16 protein-coding genes are annotated in these 18,146 nt (G+C 50.5%); 9 read left to right on the top strand and 7 right to left on the bottom strand.

What is annotated here, in order from left to right; genetic code table 11:
* Nucleotides 1–103 precede the first annotated feature (103 nt).
* The 3 genes from ACJJI1_RS03415 to pdxR form a co-directional block, all read right to left on the bottom strand.
* Entirely contained in the window at nucleotides 104–1,036 is a 933-nt protein-coding gene (locus ACJJI1_RS03415; RefSeq protein ID WP_444958546.1) for an ADP-ribosylglycohydrolase family protein, read from the bottom strand.
* 200 nt (nucleotides 1,037–1,236) lie between these two features.
* Complete coding sequence (locus ACJJI1_RS03410) at nucleotides 1,237–2,046, bottom strand: right-handed parallel beta-helix repeat-containing protein (protein ID WP_444958545.1); 810 nt, start codon at nucleotides 2,044–2,046, stop codon at nucleotides 1,237–1,239.
* A 254-nt stretch (nucleotides 2,047–2,300) separates the two neighbouring features.
* Nucleotides 2,301–3,761 carry a MocR-like pyridoxine biosynthesis transcription factor PdxR gene (gene pdxR, locus ACJJI1_RS03405; RefSeq protein WP_444958544.1) on the bottom strand — a complete coding sequence of 487 codons (1,461 nt, stop codon included), beginning with the start codon at nucleotides 3,759–3,761 and terminating at the stop codon, nucleotides 2,301–2,303.
* Nucleotides 3,762–3,864: 103 nt separating this feature from the next.
* Between pdxR and ACJJI1_RS03400 the strand changes: the two genes are divergently transcribed.
* Nucleotides 3,865–4,464, top strand: coding sequence for a pyridoxamine 5'-phosphate oxidase family protein (locus ACJJI1_RS03400; protein ID WP_444958543.1), 600 nt, complete (start codon nucleotides 3,865–3,867; stop codon nucleotides 4,462–4,464).
* A gap of 31 nt (nucleotides 4,465–4,495) precedes the next feature.
* Here ACJJI1_RS03400 and ACJJI1_RS03395 read toward each other — a convergent pair whose 3' ends face one another.
* Nucleotides 4,496–5,470, bottom strand: coding sequence for a S41 family peptidase (locus tag ACJJI1_RS03395; RefSeq protein ID WP_444958542.1), 975 nt, complete (start codon nucleotides 5,468–5,470; stop codon nucleotides 4,496–4,498).
* Nucleotides 5,471–5,472: 2 nt separating this feature from the next.
* A complete protein-coding gene (locus ACJJI1_RS03390) occupies nucleotides 5,473–5,943 on the bottom strand; it encodes a MarR family winged helix-turn-helix transcriptional regulator (protein WP_444958541.1) in 471 nt (156 codons plus the stop codon).
* A 264-nt stretch (nucleotides 5,944–6,207) separates the two neighbouring features.
* On the opposite strand from ACJJI1_RS03390, the gene ACJJI1_RS03385 reads away from it, so the two are divergent.
* The 3 genes from ACJJI1_RS03385 (at nucleotide 6,208) to ACJJI1_RS03375 (ending at nucleotide 10,278) form a co-directional block, all read left to right on the top strand.
* Nucleotides 6,208–9,060 carry an ExeM/NucH family extracellular endonuclease gene (locus ACJJI1_RS03385; RefSeq protein WP_444958540.1) on the top strand — a complete coding sequence of 951 codons (2,853 nt, stop codon included), beginning with the start codon at nucleotides 6,208–6,210 and terminating at the stop codon, nucleotides 9,058–9,060.
* A gap of 456 nt (nucleotides 9,061–9,516) precedes the next feature.
* Nucleotides 9,517–9,885: a hypothetical protein gene (locus ACJJI1_RS03380; protein WP_282931456.1), complete on the top strand. Its 369-nt coding sequence runs from the start codon at nucleotides 9,517–9,519 to the stop codon at nucleotides 9,883–9,885.
* A 30-nt stretch (nucleotides 9,886–9,915) separates the two neighbouring features.
* A complete protein-coding gene (locus ACJJI1_RS03375) occupies nucleotides 9,916–10,278 on the top strand; it encodes a VOC family protein (RefSeq protein ID WP_413663152.1) in 363 nt (120 codons plus the stop codon).
* A gap of 66 nt (nucleotides 10,279–10,344) precedes the next feature.
* Here the strand turns inward: ACJJI1_RS03375 and ACJJI1_RS03370 are convergent, their stop codons facing one another.
* Complete coding sequence (locus ACJJI1_RS03370) at nucleotides 10,345–11,607, bottom strand: 6-phosphofructokinase (RefSeq protein WP_282931458.1); 1,263 nt, start codon at nucleotides 11,605–11,607, stop codon at nucleotides 10,345–10,347.
* Between the two features lie 287 nt (nucleotides 11,608–11,894).
* On the opposite strand from ACJJI1_RS03370, the gene mpl reads away from it, so the two are divergent.
* The 4 genes from mpl to ACJJI1_RS03350 all read left to right on the top strand — a co-directional run bounded on the left by mpl (nucleotide 11,895) and on the right by ACJJI1_RS03350 (nucleotide 16,949).
* Nucleotides 11,895–13,277, top strand: a complete 1,383-nt coding sequence (gene mpl, locus ACJJI1_RS03365; RefSeq protein WP_444958539.1) for a UDP-N-acetylmuramate:L-alanyl-gamma-D-glutamyl-meso-diaminopimelate ligase — start codon at nucleotides 11,895–11,897, stop codon at nucleotides 13,275–13,277.
* Between the two features lie 31 nt (nucleotides 13,278–13,308).
* A complete protein-coding gene (locus ACJJI1_RS03360; RefSeq protein ID WP_444911420.1) occupies nucleotides 13,309–13,971 on the top strand; it encodes a flavin prenyltransferase UbiX in 663 nt (220 codons plus the stop codon).
* Nucleotides 13,961–14,248, top strand: a complete 288-nt coding sequence (locus tag ACJJI1_RS03355; protein WP_444958538.1) for an Rdx family protein — start codon at nucleotides 13,961–13,963, stop codon at nucleotides 14,246–14,248. Before ACJJI1_RS03360 ends, ACJJI1_RS03355 begins: the two co-directional genes overlap by 11 nt.
* Nucleotides 14,249–14,366: 118 nt before the next feature.
* Nucleotides 14,367–16,949 carry an efflux RND transporter permease subunit gene (locus ACJJI1_RS03350; RefSeq protein WP_444958537.1) on the top strand — a complete coding sequence of 861 codons (2,583 nt, stop codon included), beginning with the start codon at nucleotides 14,367–14,369 and terminating at the stop codon, nucleotides 16,947–16,949.
* 73 nt (nucleotides 16,950–17,022) lie between these two features.
* Here the strand turns inward: ACJJI1_RS03350 and ACJJI1_RS03345 are convergent, their stop codons facing one another.
* Nucleotides 17,023–17,304 (bottom strand): peptidylprolyl isomerase, encoded by a 282-nt coding sequence (locus ACJJI1_RS03345; RefSeq protein WP_444958536.1) that lies wholly within the window; start codon nucleotides 17,302–17,304, stop codon nucleotides 17,023–17,025.
* Nucleotides 17,305–17,498: 194 nt separating this feature from the next.
* Between ACJJI1_RS03345 and ACJJI1_RS03340 the strand changes: the two genes are divergently transcribed.
* Nucleotides 17,499–18,074 carry an LON peptidase substrate-binding domain-containing protein gene (locus ACJJI1_RS03340; protein ID WP_413663148.1) on the top strand — a complete coding sequence of 192 codons (576 nt, stop codon included), beginning with the start codon at nucleotides 17,499–17,501 and terminating at the stop codon, nucleotides 18,072–18,074.
* Nucleotides 18,075–18,146: the final 72 nt, after the last annotated feature.

Below are 18,146 nucleotides of genomic sequence, written 5' to 3'. Positions count from 1 at the left end.
TGGTTATTTTACGATCCGCTCTACTTGTTTAAGGCTTAATACTGGGGTGGAAGAAAAGAATCACCATAGGGTCCAAGCGCGGTGTATTCTTCCTTTTAGTAGGCTATGCGGGTTGTAAGGCTTGTTCATGCTGATATTTGGTGAAATAGAGTTTCTCAGAAAGCTCAGCAATAAAATCGATGTTTTCGACCTTGTCGGCCATGCTTTCCATTCGGTCTTCTCCATTTAATGCCCCCCAGATGCTAGCAGCCATGGCACCCAAGGTATCTGTGTCACCACCTAGAGAAAAAATATTAGCTAATACAGACGTTAAAGGAGAGTTTCGATACTTAAGTCCAAAGTAAATGGCGGTGATACAGGACTCTGGCGCGGTAATGCCATTACCTAGCCATTGCTTGATTTGCTGCGGATGTGGGATTTTCTGGTTAAACAGTAGAGTCGCACACTTTTCCAGTTTGTAGCGATATATTTCGGACTTACAACTTACTTCCAGTTTGTTCAATATCTCTCTGTTTGAACGCTCTTGCAGGGATTCACAGATGGCGATAGCGATCAAGTATGCCCCCTCGACAGCAACTGGATGGGCGTGGGTGATTTCAGACACCGACTGTACATATTGCTTGAGGCGATAGTCATTTTGGGGATGGCAGAGGGCAATAATAGGTGCTCTCATGGCGGCCCCATTGCCGATAGAACCGTGCTTAAATTTTTTTCGGTTTAAATCTTGCCAGTGTTTACCATCCCTGACGCCTTTGAGTAGTGTCGCTGCACTGGGACCATACCCTCTACTCCAGCGATAACTTTGGGCAAACTTTTTGGCAATGTGGTCCTGATCAAGGTAATTATGCTCAAGAAAGGAGGTCGCAATATCAATAGACATCTGCGTGTCATCGGTGTAACGCTTTTTACCCTGTTCGGTTTTCCCGATAATTTTCCAGAGTTGTCTCTCTAGAACGCCACCCTCATACGGGGCGCCAAATGAATCGCCGATGGCTATTCCTTTAAAGCAACCTCTGTATTTACTGAGCTTTATCATTTTTTGATTTCTATACCTTGTTCTCAGGGGTAGTCGCTACTAGCTATAAGTACCACTATTAATTGCTGTTATCAGTAATAATTTTATTCTAGAAAACATCTATTGGTAGTTAATGGCTCGCGAGTGGAAGGATTTTATTTTAGGTGAGAGCGAGCCGACATTTAAAGCTAATCGGCTCGCCACTAAAGTCGCTATATCATTTAATTAATACAGGCATCGTTAGCACTTCCAAAAGTATTTCTAATCCATACATTGCCAGTGCAAGCAGGGTGGTTGTGGTCAGCAAGATCTGCGCCAGCATTATTTTCCGCAGTATTGCCAATGATCAAGTATCCGACTTGACCCAATCCCAACATCATAATGCCATTAACGCCGTTATTATCTGATAGATTGTTGGCAACAATGCCGCCATCCCCACTATCAATTACAATCCCACTCGACGTATTGAGATTCGTCTCATTGAATCTGATGAGAGTATTGTCACCAACGATCTTTATTCCTTGGAGACCGTTACTTGATGCAACAGAGTATCTCACACGATTACCGTCACCCATAACGCGTATGCCCATACCCCCATTGCCGCTAGCATCGGAGGCTTCCACAGTATTACCTGAACTCCAAAGGGCGATTCCTGCAATAGAGTTTGACGAAGCAGTGATATCAAAGATTTGATGGCTGCCATCACCTTCGGCAGATACGCCATTGTTACAGTTTGTGATAGTGCTTCCACCAACAGTATCCTCAAGGACTCTATCGCTGTCTTTCAATTGAATGCCAATTCCACTGCCATCGCAGCTGAGGTGGTAACCCGCCATATCGAGTGATCCGCCAGCATCTATCACGAGTGCAGGATGGCTTGCGCAGTTTAGAATATCGCTGGTAAGTGATTCTGCGGTTGTAATGGTATCTCCACAGCTGACAGCTGAAGCGACGGCGGAGAGCGATAGTGCGGCAATACCGGAAACAGCGAGCAATGATGCTTTTATAGAATTCATATTTCTATTTTTCATATCAAATTTCCCTAATTATCTGAGTAATTAAAAAAGAGAGTGAACACCCAAAGCCATGGAGATTGTGACCTAGGTTTGGGAAAGAGCCATAGGAAATTTTTCCTAATTTATTGGGTTTTATTTGATATTTTGGTGATAATAGATTGTTTTTATTCTATTAAAATATTTACTTTTTTATTTTAGATGGAGGTGCTTAATACTGATGCGAAAAATGAAGAAACCTGCATTATAAAAATAAGTTTTGTTTGGGTGTTTTATGGATACTTTTTCAGGGTTTTTGCGAGAATCTTTGCGCAATCTGCCCTCTGTTCGAAAGTTGTGTTGGCAAACCCGAGCACCAATCCTGGATCTTCAGTTTTATTGGAATAGAAGAGCGATAGTGGTGTGCTGCCAAATCCGTATTCGCGTAGTTTTTTTGAAAGGGTGATGTCGTCGTGTCCCGGCGTAGATATTACCAAGTGCATACCGGCGCTATTGGCAATTAGTCCGGCTGGAGGTGGTATGTCTTCTCGAATAAGCTGACAGAAATGTTCCCATTTCTTCATATAGTTAGTACGCATTTTGCGAAGATGTCGCACAAAATGCCCTTCATCGAGAAAGTCTGCCACGACAGCTTGTGTGACTAAGGGGGAGTGGCCAGATAACATTTCTTTGGCTTGGGTAAATGCCTCTACAGTGGAACTAGGCACCACTAAATAGCCTAATCGTAGGCTGGGTAGTAAGGTCTTACTAAAGCTCCCCATATAGAGTACAGGTGTATTTTCTCCCATGCCCTGAAGTGCTGCGATGGGTTTGTGTTGGAATGAAAATTCACTGTCGTAATCATCTTCAATTATCCAGCAGTTTGCCTCTGTCGCCCAATCCAATAATTTGATTCGTTCACCAGCAGGCATAACACCACCCATCGGGTACTGATGTGTTGGTGTGGTAAAAAGTAACTTGGCTTGGGTTGCATTATTGGCCAGCTTATCAACATCCAAGTGCTTATCTTTCAGGTTCGCTGGTACGAGCTTTGCTCCAACAGATTGGAAAGCTGCTCGAGCACGGCGATATCCCGGATTTTCTATATAAACCTTGTCTCCCTGGTTAATCGCGACTATTGCACATAAATTCAGGGCCTCCTGAGCTCCATTGGTAATAATAATTTGTTCAGCGTTACAGCGAACTCCCCGGGAGTTGCGCAAGTATTCAGTAAGTGCCATACGCAAAGGTAAATAACCTTGGCTTTGCCCGTAACCTGTGAGAGCTAACCTGGATTGGTGGCGGCGGTATAATTTGTTCCAAATAGTGAATGGAAATGCGCTTAGATCCGGTAGGCCGGGGGTGAAGGGAAGAGATTGATCTTTACTCTTCTTACCCCAAGATAAAGTCTGCGCAAAATCACCATAGTGAGAAAGTGATGGTAAGTACTTATTCCTCTGTGCTTGCCAACCTTGCCTGTATGTTTTCTTTGTGTAGGCAGGCAATTCGGGAGATACAAATACGCCTTTCCCAGGATGGCTGGTAAGGAAGCCCTCCGCTTTCAGCTGGTCCAGAACTAATGTCACCGTATTGCGGCTGATAGAGAGGGATTCTGCCAACCGGCGCGAGGAGGGGAGCTTGGTGCCAGCAGTCAGCCGGCCGTTGCAAATCCAATCTACCAATTGCCGATACAACTGTTCTTGTAGCGGCTGGCCTGATTCGAGAGTTAGGTCTGTAAGCTCGGCGGCACTCAAAACTGGCACCATGAAATAGTTAAAACTGGCGCTTATCAGCGTACCAGCAAGATCCTACATTGGCGATATCTATTTCATACCAGAGTGAATTAAAGGAGGATTTATGAATTTACATTCGCCAATCTCTGATGAATTGCCAACTTCAGCGAAGAGTCGTGTACGTCGTGCTCCCAAACGTGCCAGTTATCGGCGAGAGGATGTTTATAAGCTTGTCGACGAGCTAAAACTGGGCCATGTCGGTTTTATTGAAGACGGTGAAGTCATCATTATTCCTTTAACCATTTGGCGTCTGGGGGAGTTTTTGTATTTTCACCTGGCTAACAAGAGCCGGCTACAAAAACTATTGGAGGCAGGAGAACAGGTCTGTATTTCATTTGCCCGCTGCGATGAGTGGGTACTGGCCAAGTCAGCTTATCATCACAGTGCTAATTATCGCTCTGCGGTATTGTTTTGCCGAGGTGAGAGGGTCAAAGAGCAGCGGGAATTTGATGCGGTTTTTAAAGCGATTATTGACGATATAGAGCCGGGGCGCTGGGATCAGGTGCGCCTCCCCAGCCTACAGGAGCGCAAGGGAACAGCTTTAATGCGCCTGACCATAGTGGAGGGGGCTTTCAAAAGCCGAACTGGCGCACCATCAGATAATAAAGAGGACTTGGCTCTGCCTGTATGGAGTGGGGTCAAGCCTGTGTGCCCGTTTCGCTAGTGTTCAATTTAGCAAAAAAGTAAAGGGAGCCTTATAGGGCCTCTGCCACTACTTTTAATGCGATTTGAATGATCTCCTGTTGGCCGGCTTCAATATCGGGGATCACACCCTGTCCTTCCCAGTTGGGGCGGCTGCCGGCAATCGTAGAAACCGGGCGTTTATCTGGGATACCGATTTCAAAGCCATAGGGGAGGGATTGAGGAGACTCCATCATATGTGCCCCACCGGCGCTGGCATTACCGACAATCGTGGCTCGGCCCAGCTGTTGTAGTGCGAAGGCGGTACTCTCAGATGCAGAGAAGGATCTCCCGTCAATCAGAATGACCATTGGTCTGTCACTCCCATAGCTGGGCCAGGGTTGAGGTGAAATACGTTTCGGTATTTCTCTCCCCTTGCGGCTTTCAATAACAAAGGGAAAGGGAGAATGGGGGTCAATAAATGACTGCAGAACAGCATTGGCGGTTTCTTCGTCTCCGCCGCCATTACTGCGTAAATCGAGTATTAGGCCCTCGCTGTGGCGAAGTAGGGTGAAAGCCGCAGCGAGGGTTTGGTGGGCATTTTTATAGGTGTGGAAAGAAGAGAGGGAAAGGTAGCCAATGTTACCGGGAAGAATCTCAATTTTCTTAACGCCGTAGTTATTGCTGGGCGCTTCAGCCTGCCACTGTTCAATCCAATTGTGGGCTTCTTTTTGGTTATCTATATGCTCTATATAGAAATGCTTATCACCGGAAAGGGTGCGAATTTCTTTGGTAAGTGCGCTGGCTAATTGTTGGTAGTCACTACAAAGATGATTAAAGTGTTTGGATTCTGCCAGGCTATTGAGTTGAGCAGATAGCGCCTTTCCTTTTTCCTCCAATATATAGTGCTTCTGAATAGCTACTGCAGCAGCTTTAATAACCGGGCCTGTCTCAAACTGGCAGGAACTCATTGCGCCGGAACTTGCCGCGAGAGACATGGAAAAAAAACTGATTAATACCGCTAAACTCATCTTGAGTTGGCGTTTCATATTTATGTAGCCTCTATTGATAGATTTTCTTTTATCCGCTCTAAATAAGAGCGTTTCTCTAAAGCTTGTATTGTTTGATTGAGCAGCTCTGATAGTTCTGTCGGTAATTCGCTATTGAGGGACTGTTCAGCTTCCAGAGTTGCTATCCACTGCTGTTTTAGCTTGGGTATCAACGCACTGCCTTTGCGGGTCAAGCGTATTTTGCGCTGGCGAGCATCTTCTCCAGAAGAGGTCTGTACCAGCCCTTGTTTAATCATGTCTTTTACAGTTTGACTCACTGCGGGCTGGGAAATATGGGTGCTCGCTACCACCTCACTAATGGTTATATCTCTCTTGTGGATAAGTGCACGCATTATCGGGGTGTAGCGGGGTTTGTAATTCTCCAGGCCAGAGGCCCTATAGCTCTCTGCTACATCGCCATCCAGTAATTCCAGAATGTGACGAAGCTGAGTCCCCAGTTGGCTGTATTTCATAAAAGCTGTTCCATAAGCACTTATATAAGTGACTATATAATTTTTGGCGAACTTTTCAAGCTTCTTTGCTGCTACTCATCACCCCGCACAAATTCTTTGGCGCTTTTTTTGCATTGTGTGGCGAGTTTGGCGGGTTTTGTGTGAAATGGATTTTTGAACAAAGAGCTGAAATTTAAATTTCATATTTCATTCATCGAACTTTAGGAATTAACCGCCAATCTTTGCGCCGCGTGATCTGTGTCAGGTACGAGTGAAGAGAACATTATGAAAGAGATTGGCTTGGCTGCCCTTGCAGCCTTAGGGTTACCATTTTTGGCTGAAGAGGTCCAAGCCAGCGACCTCATTATTTCTGAATATATCGAGGGCAGTAGCAATAATAAGGCCCTTGAAATTTACAATGGCACGGGTGCAGCGGTTGACCTCAGTAGCTACAGCATTGAACTTTACTTCAATGGCTCCTCTGCAGCGGCTTCAACCATCGCCCTAAGTGGCAGCTTGGCAGACGGCGATGTTTACGTATTCGCCCACGCTAGTGCTGATTCCTCAATCCTGTCAGTAGCCGATCAGATTTATACCAGCGGCCTGTTTAATGGGGATGATGCGGTTGCCCTGAGTGGCCCCAATGGATATGTGGATGTTATCGGCCAGATCGGTATTGATCCCGGTAGCCAATGGGGCGATAGCAGCCTGGGCACCCAAAATCAAACCTTAATCCGCGACTGGAGTGTGAGCGAAGGCCGTGTTGATGGCAGCATGGATTTTAACCCAGCTTCAGAGTGGTCCAGCTTGGGCCAGGACGACTTTTCCAACCTCGGCTGGCACAGCGAAGACGGCACTGGTGGCGGAGATGACGGCGGTGATGACGCTGTTGTTCTCGGCGATTGTGGAGATGTTTCTACATTAATCAGCCAGATTCAGGGTGATGAGTTTGAAAGCGCTCTGGAAGATGAGCGCCACGTAATTGAAGCGGTTGTTGTTGGTGATTTCCAAGATACCAGCACCGGCTTTTCCGGCTTCTTCCTGCAAGAGGAAGACAGTGACCAGGATGGCCAGATCAATACCTCTGAGGGGCTGTTTGTACACGACAAAGGCTTCGGTGTAGATGTGCAAGTCGGAGACTTGGTTCGCGTCGGTGGTGTGGTTACTGAATACTATGACTTTACCGAATTAGATGAGGTTGATGGCGTTACGGTTTGCGGTAGCGGCTACAGTGTCACTGCCGAGGAAGTCTCCCTGCCGTTTAGTTCTGCTGAAGAGCAGGAGCAATACGAGGGGATGTTGGTTGAGTTCCCGCAAGCCCTGATGGTGAATGACCACTATAACCTGGGGCGCTATGGTGAAGTCACCCTGGCCAATGGCCGTCTCTATATTCCCACCCACAACAATGAGCCTGGGGTTGCAGCTGTAGCACAGGAAAGTGCTAACGATCTGAACAGGATTGTGTTGGACGATGGTTCCAGTGTGCAGAACCCGGAAGCGGTGCCATACCCGGTCTCTGGCCTCAGTGCCAGTAATACCTTACGCAATGGCGATACGGTAGAGGGATTGCGCGGTGTAATGGGGTATAGCTACAGCGCCTACCGAGTACATCCCGTGGAGGCGCCAGAATTTGTTGCTGCCAACCTGCGTGAAAACGCTCCACAATTACCGGGTAAGGGCAGTTTAAAGATCGCCAGCTTTAATGTTCTGAATTATTTCAATGGGGATGGTTATGGCGGCGGTTTCCCTACCTCCCGTGGGGCTGATACTGAAGAAGAATTCCTGCGCCAGAGAAATAAAATTATCTCCGCTATTTTAGGCCTGGATGCCGATGTAGTTGGCTTAATGGAAATTGAGAACGATGGCTACGGTTCGGAAAGTGCTATTCAGGATTTAATTAATGGTCTTAACGCGGCTACTGGCAGTGAAAACTATCAATTTATTAATCCAGACCTGGCTCAACTGGGCACCGATGAAATTACTGTGGGGCTGATTTATCGCAGCGATCGGGTAATGCCTATAGGCGCTGCTGCGACAACTGATAGCTATCCCTTTGATGACGGTAACCGCCAACCACTGCTGCAGGCTTATGCCGAACTATCAAGTGGTGAAGAGCTGGCCGTGGTGGTCAATCACTTTAAATCAAAGGGGAGTTGTCCTGACGATGGCAGTTTGAACGATGATCTGGGTGATGGACAGGGCTGCTGGAACTCGCTGCGCACCGAAGCCGCAGATGCCCTGGTTTCATGGATTGATTCTGACCCGACAGGTAGCGGCACCGATCGTGTTCTGGTGCTCGGTGACCTCAATAGCTACGCCCGTGAAAACCCAATTAGCACTCTAAAGGACGCTGGTTACGCTGATTTGTTGGAGGTTTTCGGTGAAGGAGAAGCTTACTCCTATGTCTACAGCGGTGAGTCCGGCTACTTGGATCACGCCCTCGCCAGTGAATCACTGGCTCCTTTGGTAACAGGTGCGGCCGATTGGCATATCAATGCCGACGAGCCTCGGGTGCTGGATTACAACATCGAGAATAAAACCGATGAGCAGGTGGAGAGTTTCTACTCGACTGATGCATTCCGCGCTTCAGATCACGATCCGCTTGTGGTTGAACTGGATCTGGGGGCAGATAACCAGGAGCCGGTTGCTGGGTTTGAGTGGGGTGTTGAAGGCTTCGAAGTGAACTACTTCGACAGCAGCATCGATACCGATGGCACTATCGTTAGCTGGGCCTGGGATTTTGGTGATGGCACTACCAGTACTGAGCAAAACCCCAGTCATAGCTACGATGCAGCAGGCACTTATTCAGTAATCCTCCAGGTTGAGGACGATAGGGGAGCGATCTCCACTGTTGAGCAGCTTGTACCACTTGAAGAAGTTGTTGATCTTCGGGCTGATTTTAAAGTCCACAGCTTCCTGCGCTGGGTGTGGGTTGAAGAGCGCAGTAGTTACGATGGCGACGGTAACCTGAGCTATGAGTGGGACTTTGGTGATGGCACCAGCCGCTCCGGCCCCATGGCACTGCATCGCTATGCCACCGGTGGTAGTTATGAAATTACCCTGACTGTGAAAGACGATTTCGGTAATGAAGATAAAGCCTACCGTGAAATTGAGATTCGCAAGCCGTTTTGGCACTGAGATGGATATCAACAACAATAAATAATTAACTCCACATATTGAACGGTCGGATATTAAGGCAAGAGATATTCGGCCGTTTTCTTTCCTCCCCATGTTAATTACGTATTTTTCATCTTTACCTCCTTGGGCATATGCCCGAGTGTTTCACTTCCTCGTTTTCATATTGGTAGCCCGGCAAGACTCCATTGCGAGTCATTAAAATCTTTATTATATGGATCATTGGAGGGGAAAGTGTTTGTGCGTGCCCGATCCCTGAATTGGAAAAAGACTTGAGTAAAGTGCCTAAGATGTCTTCCTGGAGTATTGAGATATCACTGGGGCCTATCAGAGACGTATCAAAATAGATAAATATTTAATGCAAAGAGTGTCGTTTTTAGTCAGCGTGTGTTTTATTGCTTCAGGTAAATCAGTTACTAGTGATCAGCGAAGCTATTAAACCACTGGGGGAGACATAGTTTGCAGGCATTTAAGACATTGGAAGGTTTAAGCCTGGAATGGACCGGCACCCACTATTCAAAGCAAGGTGATTTCCCCGACCTTTCTACCCACACGGTAACCTATGAAACCGCGACACATTGTTACGTTACGGCGTCGGGAGAGTTAGTTGGGGAAGCTTCATATACCTATGAAGCCATGGACGATAGGATGGCGGCGTTGATTTATCGGCCTGATATATATCAGGGGCGAAAAGGTGTGGTGCTTTATGCGATGCTCGATTTTGTACAGATGATGGATCGCGCCATTATTCTCTATCAGGATCGGCCACTAGCGCTGGCAAATGGCAGTTTTCAGGTGGTGAATACCCCTGTGCGACCTACAGCCTGAAAATTGAAAAATAAGGAAAATGGTGAGCTTATGAGAGAGTGCGAGAAAATTAATTATATTGAGTTGCCCTCCAGGGATTTGGGTAAGACAAAAGCATTCTTTACCGAGGCATTTAATTGGACTTTTACCGATTACGGTCCGGAGTACACCGCTTTTTCAAATGCGGGATTAGACGGTGGCTTTTTCAAGGCAGAGTTGCAGAGCACTACCGAAAATGGATCTGCATTAGTGGTGTTATACAGCCGCGACCTGGAGGGTACCCTGGAGAAGGTCACGCGATGCGGAGCCGAAATAGCCAAGCCAATTTTCCCGTTTCCCGGTGGCAGGCGCTTCCATTTTAGGGAACCTTGCGGCAATGAATTTGCGGTTTGGTCTGATGTGGAGTCTGCGTAGAGGCGTTTACAGAAAAAAGCCCCCGATTTTACTCGGAGGCTTTTGGGAGACTGGCAACCGTTTCTATTAAGCTTCGAAATCGGTACCCAGCTTCTTTTCCACCAGCTGCTTTTTCAGGGTGGCGTACTGGGGAATGCCATTTTTGTAGGGAGGGTAGTCCTCGCCTTGAATCAATGGCAGTAGGTACTTGCGTCCCTCTTCAGTAATTCCAAAGCCGTCTTCGCTGATATATTCGCGCGGCATAAATTTTTCTACGTTGGCGACTTCAGACAGCGGCGCCTCTGCGATGGACCAGCTGTACTCTTCACCTTCTGCGCGAATAATGGCTGGCATAATGGCATTTTTGCCTGCTACAGCCATTTCCACTGCGGCGCGACCTACGGCGTAGGCTTGCTCAACGTCGGTAGCAGAAGCGATATGGCGGGCGGCGCGCTGGAGGTAATCTGCCAGGGCCCAGTGGTACTTCAGGCCGAGTTCGCTTTTGACCATGTTGGCCAGGGTCGGTGCAACACCGCCCAACTGCTTGTGGCCAAAGGCGTCGGTGGTGCCGGCATCGGCAAGGAAGGTGCCGTCGCCGTACTGGGCGCCTTCGGAGGCGACGATAACGCAGTAGCCTTTCTCGTCTACGGTCTTTTGTACCTTGGCGAGGAACTTCTCTTTATCGAAAGCGATTTCCGGGAACAGGATAATGTGGGGTGCATCGCCTTCCTGTTCCTGGGCCAGAGCGCCGGCAGCGGCAATCCAGCCCGCGTGACGGCCCATCACCTCGAGAATAAATACCTTGGTGGAAGTGGCGCACATGGAGGCCACGTCCATGGCCGCTTCCTTGGTGGAAACGGCAACATATTTGGCAACGGAGCCAAAGCCCGGGCAGTTGTCGGTCAGGGGCAGGTCGTTATCTACAGTTTTGGGAATATGGATGGCCTGGATTGGATAACCCATGGTCTCGGACAGCTGGGATACTTTCAGGCAGGTGTCTGCTGAGTCGCCACCACCGTTGTAAAAAAAGTAGCCAATATTGTGCGCTTTGAAGACTTCGATCAGGCGCTCGTATTCTGCGCGGTTCTCTTCCAGACTCTTCAGCTTATAGCGGCAGGAACCAAAGGCACCGGAGGGGGTGTGGCGCAGTGCAGCAATATCCTCTGCGCTCTCTTGGCTCACGTCGATCAGCTCCTCGCGCAGCGCGCCGAGAATACCGTTTAGCCCTGCGTAGACATTGCCAATCTGGTCCGGGTTTTCACGCGCAGCTTCAATTACGCCGCAGGCGGATGCGTTGATCACGGCGGTAACGCCACCGGACTGCGCATAAAAGGCGTTCTTTTTCGACATGGTTATCCTGTGCTTATAGAGATATAGAGAAGTATCCCGATCCGGTAGTCCGCCTCGCATCTAGTTTTAAACATTTGTGCCAGTGGGGATAACCGGGAGCTCGTATCGGGTGTCGACCCTTTCGGGAAAATTCCTACCACCGTACCGGGGATGAGGCCGACCAATGCGGGGGCGGAGTCTAATGGAATAGCGAGTAAATTGCATGGTAACTGGGGTATTTGGCAATTACTGGCCCGAATTGCCGTGTTAAGCTTGCGCCGCAACCCGTAGGAGTACATTTTTCCGCTATGCATATTCATATTCTAGGTATTTGCGGCACATTTATGGGCAGTTTGGCCCAACTGGCGGTGGCGGAAGGGCACCGCGTAACCGGCAGTGACGCCAATGTTTATCCCCCTATGAGCACCCAGTTGCAACAGGCGGGTATCCAAATTACCGAGGGCTATGATCCCGCACAGCTGGAGCCCGCCCCGGACCTGGTGATTATTGGCAATGCTATGTCCCGGGGAAATCCGGCAGTAGAGGCGGTGCTGGAAAAAGGGTTGGCTTACACCTCTGGCGCCCAGTGGTTGTGCGATCACTTCCTGGGTGGCCGCTGGGTATTGGCGGTTTCCGGGACTCACGGTAAAACCACCACCGCCAGTATGCTGGCCTGGATTTTGGAAGCGGCAGATATGCAGCCCGGCTTCCTGATTGGTGGGGTCCCGGCTAATTTTGGTGTCTCTGCTCGTTTGGGAGAGTCTCCCTTCTTTATTGTTGAGGCGGATGAGTATGACACTGCCTTTTTCGACAAGCGTTCCAAGTTTGTGCACTACCGCCCGCGCACGGTGATTATCAACAATCTCGAATTTGACCACGCAGATATATTTGAGGACCTGGCGGCAATCCAGAAACAATTCCATCACCTGGTACGAACTGTACCTGCTAGTGGCTTGATAGTGGCCTCTGTCGAAGAGAATGTAGAGCAGGTGCTTGATAAAGGCTGCTGGAGTGAAGTACAGCGGGTTGGCAGCGAGTCTGCCGATAGTGTGCGAGTGGGTGATTGGTGCGCAGTGGATATTGCCGCTGATGGCAGCAGCTTTACGGTTCAGTTTAAAGGCGAAGTCGTGGCGCGGGTCGAGTGGGACCTGACCGGGCAGCACAATGTGCAAAATGGCCTCGCGGCTATGGCTGCGGCGCGGCATGTGGGTGTCACCCCAGATTTGAGTGCGGCAGCTCTGGCACGCTTCCAGGGGGTTAAACGTCGTATGGAATGCCTGGGAGAAGTGGCCGGCATCCGTGTTTACGATGATTTTGCCCATCACCCCACCGCGATTGAATCCACCCTCAATGGCCTGCGGGCGAAGGTTGGGGAGGATAAAATCATTGCCCTGATTGAACCGCGTTCCAATACCATGCGTATGGGAGTACACCAGGGCAAGCTGGCCGACTCCTGCTCCGGGGCCGATATGGTGCTCTGGTATCAGCCTGAGGGAGTTAACTGGTCCCTGGAAGACGTCGCCCACCACTCATCGGTGCCGGCCAAAACTTTTGATTCGATTGAAGATGGTGTGGAATCTGTGTTGCAGCTAGCCGATTCCGGTAGCCATATCGTAGTGATGAGCAACGGCGGCTTTGGCGGTATCCACCAGCGCCTTATCGGTGCCCTGGAACAGAAATACGATCTCTAAGTCAGAAGACTAATGTTTCCTGCGCAGCCCTATGCTCGCAGGGCTGAATAAGGTATCGACTTTGCATCAATCCCCTTTCGAGAAGACCGTGACCCTGGCTATGACCGGGGCTTCCGGTGCCCAGTATGGTTTGCGCCTGCTGCAGTGCCTGCTGGCTTCGAATGTGCGCGTATGGCTGCTGCTGTCCGAGGCGGCTCAGGTGGTTATCAACACCGAAACTGATATGCAGTTGCCGGAGGGCGATGAGCGCGAGTTGCAGAATTTCCTCGCCGATCGTTTTGCCGCGCAGGAAGGCCAGCTGACCCTTTTCAGCAAGCGCGATTGGTTTTCCCCGGTGGCTTCTGGAACCGGGGCGCCAGCCAGTATGGTGATCTGCCCGGCAAGTGGTGGCACCTTGTCTGCTGTGGCCTGCGGAGCATCGAACAACCTGATTGAGCGGGCTGCGGATGTAGCCCTGAAAGAGCGCCGCCAGCTCATTCTGGTTCCCCGCGAGGCACCTTATTCCGAGATTCATCTGGAAAATATGCTGAAACTCACCCGCATGGGGGCCATGATCCTGCCGGCCAGCCCTGGCTTTTACCAGAGGCCCAGTTCGGTAGAAGATATTGTGGACTTCGTGGTGGCGCGGTTGCTCGACCAACTGGGCATTGAGCAGAAGCTGTTGCCCAGCTGGGGAGAGCAGGATGGGCAATGAGATAAAACCGAATATTACGATTCACTACTGTGTGCAGTGCAACTGGATGTTGCGAGCCACCTGGATGGCCCAGGAATTGCTGCACACTTTCGCCGATGACCTCAATCAGGTTGCATTGCAACCGGGTACTGGGGGAGTATTCGAGATTCGGGTTGGCGAAATTTTGATCTGGGAGCGCAAGCGTGACGGCGGCTTTCCCGGTGCTAAGGAGCTCAAACGTCGCGTCAGGGACACCCTGTTTCCCGAACGCGACTTGGGGCATATCGACAATCCCTGAAAAAAGTTCCAATAAAACGGTGCGGTGGCAAATTTAAGGTTTGCTAATTCATCGCATAGGCGAACAATATGCGCGCCGCAATGCGGCCAGTTTTTAGTTTGGAAAGAAGCGGAAATTTATGCTGTCAGCTTTACAGAAGTCTTATGAATACTTGGTGACCAAGCGGCCCGCTGCGGTGTTGGTGGTTATCGGCCTGTTAACCCTGCTGGCAGCCCTCGGATTGTCCCGCCTGAAGATCGACGCCTCTGCCGATTCCCTCACTCTGGAAGCTGATAAATCCCTGGATTATTTCCGCGAGATTTCCGAGCGCTATGCCAGTGGCGACTTCCTGGTTGTCACTTACCGCTCCAAGACTGGGGACCTGTTCAGTGATGAGTCCCTGGAAACCCTGGGCAAGTTGCGGGATGAATTGGCCAAGGTAGATGGTGTGTCCAGTGTGCAGAGCATTCTCGATGTCCCACTGCTGTACAGCCCCAAGCTGGTTCTCACCGATATCAGCGATGAGGTGCGCACGCTCGCCAGGCCCGATGTCGATCGGGATATGGCCCGGCAAGAGTTCCTCTCAAGCCCGATTTATCGGGAGTTGATCCTGAGCCCGGACGGGCAGACGACAGCCATTCTGGCGAACCTGAAACTGGATAGCCGCGGCATCGAGATGGTGCGCGAGCGGGATGCTTTGCGCAGCAAGCGCAATACAGAGGGACTGACTCCGGAAGAGGCCGTTCGCCTTGAGGAGATCAGCGCGGTCTATCTGGCCCACCGTACTGAGCAAGAGAAAATTGCCCACCAGCGAGTCGATACCGTGCGCGCAATTCTGGCTGGCTACAACGGCGAAGCGGAGTTGTTCCTCGGTGGTGTCACCATGATTACCGCCGATATGATTTCGTTTATTAAAAGCGACCTGCTGGTATTCGGTGTGGGGATCCTCGCTTTTATCGTGATTACCCTGTTGCTGATTTTCCGCCAGCCGCGCTGGGTGCTGTTGCCGCTGATGACTTGTGTTACCACTGCGGTGGTGATGCTGGGGCTGCTCGGCTGGCTGGACTGGCGACTGACAGTGATCTCGGCCAACTTTGTCGCACTGCTGTTAATTATTACCTTGGCAATTACCATCCACCTGGCGGTGCGCTACCGGGAATATATTGCCCAGAACCCAGATTGGGACCTTGAAAAGCTGGTATTGCAGACAGTGCGCTTTATGGCCAAGCCCTGCCTGTATACCGCACTGACTACCATCGTGGCTTTTGTGTCCCTGGTGGTGAGCGGCATTCGCCCGGTTATCGATTTTGGCTGGATGATGACAATGGGTGTGACCGTGGCTCTACTGCTGTCGTTCCTGATTATTCCCAGTTTCCTGATGGTGCTGCCGAAGCGTGTGGGCAGTGTGAGTGCAGATAACTCCCACGCATTTACCCTGCAGTTTTCCCGCTTTGCCGAGCGCCACAAGTTTGTGGTATTAGGTATTTCACTGCTGGCAGCCGTCGTGAGTGTGGTGGGCATATCCCAGCTGAAAGTGGAAAACCGCTTTATCGATTACTTCGATGATTCCACGGAAATTTATCAGGGCATGCTGGTGATCGACCGCCGCCTGGGTGGCACTGTGACCTTGGATATTATCCTGGATCAGCCCGAGGAGCAGGAGGCAGCTTTCGAGGGAGAAGAAGATCCCTTTGCGATGGAAGCAGGGGAAGATCCCTTCGCTGTAGAAGAGGACCCCTTTGCCTCCGATGATCCATTTGGCGGTGAAGAGGAGTCAGTGGAGCAGAGCTACTGGTTTACGGTTGCCGGTTTGGCAAAGCTGGAGCAGCTGCATGATTACCTGGAGGAGCAGCCGGAGATAGGCAAGGTTCAATCTCTGGCGACCCTGTATAAAGTTGCCGTGGATCTGAATGGCGGTCCCCTCAATGACTTTGAGCTGGCGGTGGCCAATACCAGCCTGCCGGCCGAAATTCGCTCTGTCCTGGTAGACCCCTATTTGTCTGTGGAGAACAACCAGGCTCGTATCACCCTGCGAGTGATGGAGACAGACCCCACCCTGCGTCGCGATGAGCTGATCCAGCGCATCTACAACTACGCTCACAATGAGATGGGCATAGCTCCAGAGAATGTTCATCAGACCGGCCTGTTGGTTCTGTACAACAATATGTTACAGAGCCTGTTTAAATCCCAGATCCTGACCCTGGGTGCTGTTTTTGTCGGAATCCTGCTGATGTTCCTGGTGCTATTCCGCTCTCTGTGGATTGCTCTGATTGCACTGGTGCCAAATATGCTGGCCGCCTGTGTGGTACTTGGTGGTATGGGGCTCGCGGGTATCCCGCTGGATATGATGACCATCACTATCGCCGCGATTACCGTGGGTATCGGGGTGGACCACGCGATTCACTACCTGTATCGCTTCCGCGCGGAGTTTGCGAAAGATGGCAATTACCTGGCGACCATGCATCGCAGCCATGCGACGATTGGCCGTGCCATGTTCTACACAGCGATCACGATTATTGTCGGTTTCTCAATTTTGGCGCTGTCGAAGTTTGTTCCGTCGATCTATTTCGGCCTCCTCACCGCGCTGGCGATGTCCGCCGCACTGTTGGGTTCCCTGACACTTCTGCCCCTGTTGCTGGTGATGTTCAAGCCGCTCGGTCGTCAGAGGCAAGCTGATAAAGTTGAGCCCGAGGCACCGATGCAGGAGGCGCCCAGCGCCTGAAGCGAAGGAATTTGAAATATAAAAAAAGCCGGGATAACCCCGGCTTTTTTTATGTCTGCTTAACAGTCGGGACTCAGTCTTGGCGGCTGGTAATTTCCAGCAAGTGGTAGCCAAACTGGGTTTTGACTGGGCCATGTACCTTATGCAGCTCTTCGGAAAATACGACCTTGTCAAACTCGGGAACCATCATTCCCTTGCTGAAAGAGCCTAGGTCACCGCCGGAACGGCTAGAGGGGCACTGGGAGTACTGCTCGGCAATTTTACCGAAGTCAGCGCCGTTATCGATTTGCTGTTTCAGGTCCTGGCACTGCTGTTCATTTTCAACCAGGATATGGCGAGCGGTTGCTGTAGGCATGAAAAATCTCCGTTTGGTCAATTTACCGCAGCAGCTTAAAGGCTGGGTGTTGGGCTTGCCAGCGGCAATTACCGCAAAGTGGAAAAACTTGCTCGCAATCCAACCGGTTGGCGGTAAAAAGTCTCTTAACCTGCCGCAGAGTTCCCTAGGGCGATGTTATCTTTAGGGCACACAAAAAATAATGAGTGATGACTTTGCAACAGATACCCCTTTTTCCCCTGAGTGTCCCTCTATACCCCGGCGTGACTTTACCCCTGCGGATTTTTGAGCAGCGCTATATTCACCTTGTCAGTGAGTCCATGAAAACCAATAGTGGCTTCGGCATTGTATTGATTCGCTCCGGGGGTGAAGTGGGGCGCGCTTCAGTATGGCCTCTCGGTGTTTATGTCGACATCGTGGATTGGGGACAGGGCGAGGGAGGGCTGCTAAATGTGGAGGTGAAAGGTCGGCGTCGCTTTCGCATTGTCCACACCCGTCGCGCAGAAGATGACCTGCTTCTGGGGGACGTGGAATGGATACCAGATGAAGATGAAAAGCCGATTCCGGCGGATTGCGATGGTCTTCTGTCGGTGTTGGAGGAGTTGAAGGAGCGGGCGCAGTCGCTATCACTTAAATTTGAGCCGGTGGAGTCTGCGGACTCACTTTCCTGGCAATTGGCTCAGCTTCTGCCACTGGAGGATAAGGTTCGTACAGATCTGTTGGCGGTAGAAGATCCTCTTATGCGACTTGCCACTATCGCCGAGAACCTGGACCGTTGGACGCGGGAATAGCTAGATACAAAGCTGTGGGGCCCGGTAATCGGCACTTTCAACCGGGTCTCGCTGGGTTATACTGCGCGGCCG

Source organism: Microbulbifer maximicatervae (SeqCode), assembly GCF_052467065.1.
The sequence above is the reverse complement of the archived record's forward strand: the minus strand, read 5'-3'. Positions and strand labels throughout refer to the sequence as shown.

Bases quoted from the DNA above. Each gene is read 5' to 3' on its own strand.
- ACJJI1_RS03345 (WP_444958536.1), bottom strand. From the start codon at position 17,304: ATGCCTACAGCAACCGCTCGCCATATCCTGGTTGAAAATGAACAGCAG.
- ACJJI1_RS03395 (WP_444958542.1), bottom strand. From the start codon at position 5,470: ATGAAACGCCAACTCAAGATGAGTTTAGCGGTATTAATCAGTTTTTTT.
- ACJJI1_RS03400 (WP_444958543.1), top strand. From the start codon at position 3,865: ATGAATTTACATTCGCCAATCTCTGATGAATTGCCAACTTCAGCGAAG.
- ACJJI1_RS03385 (WP_444958540.1), top strand. From the start codon at position 6,208: ATGAAAGAGATTGGCTTGGCTGCCCTTGCAGCCTTAGGGTTACCATTT.
- ACJJI1_RS03355 (WP_444958538.1), top strand. From the start codon at position 13,961: ATGGGCAATGAGATAAAACCGAATATTACGATTCACTACTGTGTGCAG.
- ACJJI1_RS03360 (WP_444911420.1), top strand. From the start codon at position 13,309: ATGCTCGCAGGGCTGAATAAGGTATCGACTTTGCATCAATCCCCTTTC.
- ACJJI1_RS03410 (WP_444958545.1), bottom strand. From the start codon at position 2,046: ATGAAAAATAGAAATATGAATTCTATAAAAGCATCATTGCTCGCTGTT.
- ACJJI1_RS03370 (WP_282931458.1), bottom strand. From the start codon at position 11,607: ATGTCGAAAAAGAACGCCTTTTATGCGCAGTCCGGTGGCGTTACCGCC.
- ACJJI1_RS03390 (WP_444958541.1), bottom strand. From the start codon at position 5,943: ATGAAATACAGCCAACTGGGGACTCAGCTTCGTCACATTCTGGAATTA.
- mpl (WP_444958539.1), top strand. From the start codon at position 11,895: ATGCATATTCATATTCTAGGTATTTGCGGCACATTTATGGGCAGTTTG.
- ACJJI1_RS03350 (WP_444958537.1), top strand. From the start codon at position 14,367: ATGCTGTCAGCTTTACAGAAGTCTTATGAATACTTGGTGACCAAGCGG.
- ACJJI1_RS03375 (WP_413663152.1), top strand. From the start codon at position 9,916: ATGAGAGAGTGCGAGAAAATTAATTATATTGAGTTGCCCTCCAGGGAT.
- ACJJI1_RS03415 (WP_444958546.1), bottom strand. From the start codon at position 1,036: ATGATAAAGCTCAGTAAATACAGAGGTTGCTTTAAAGGAATAGCCATC.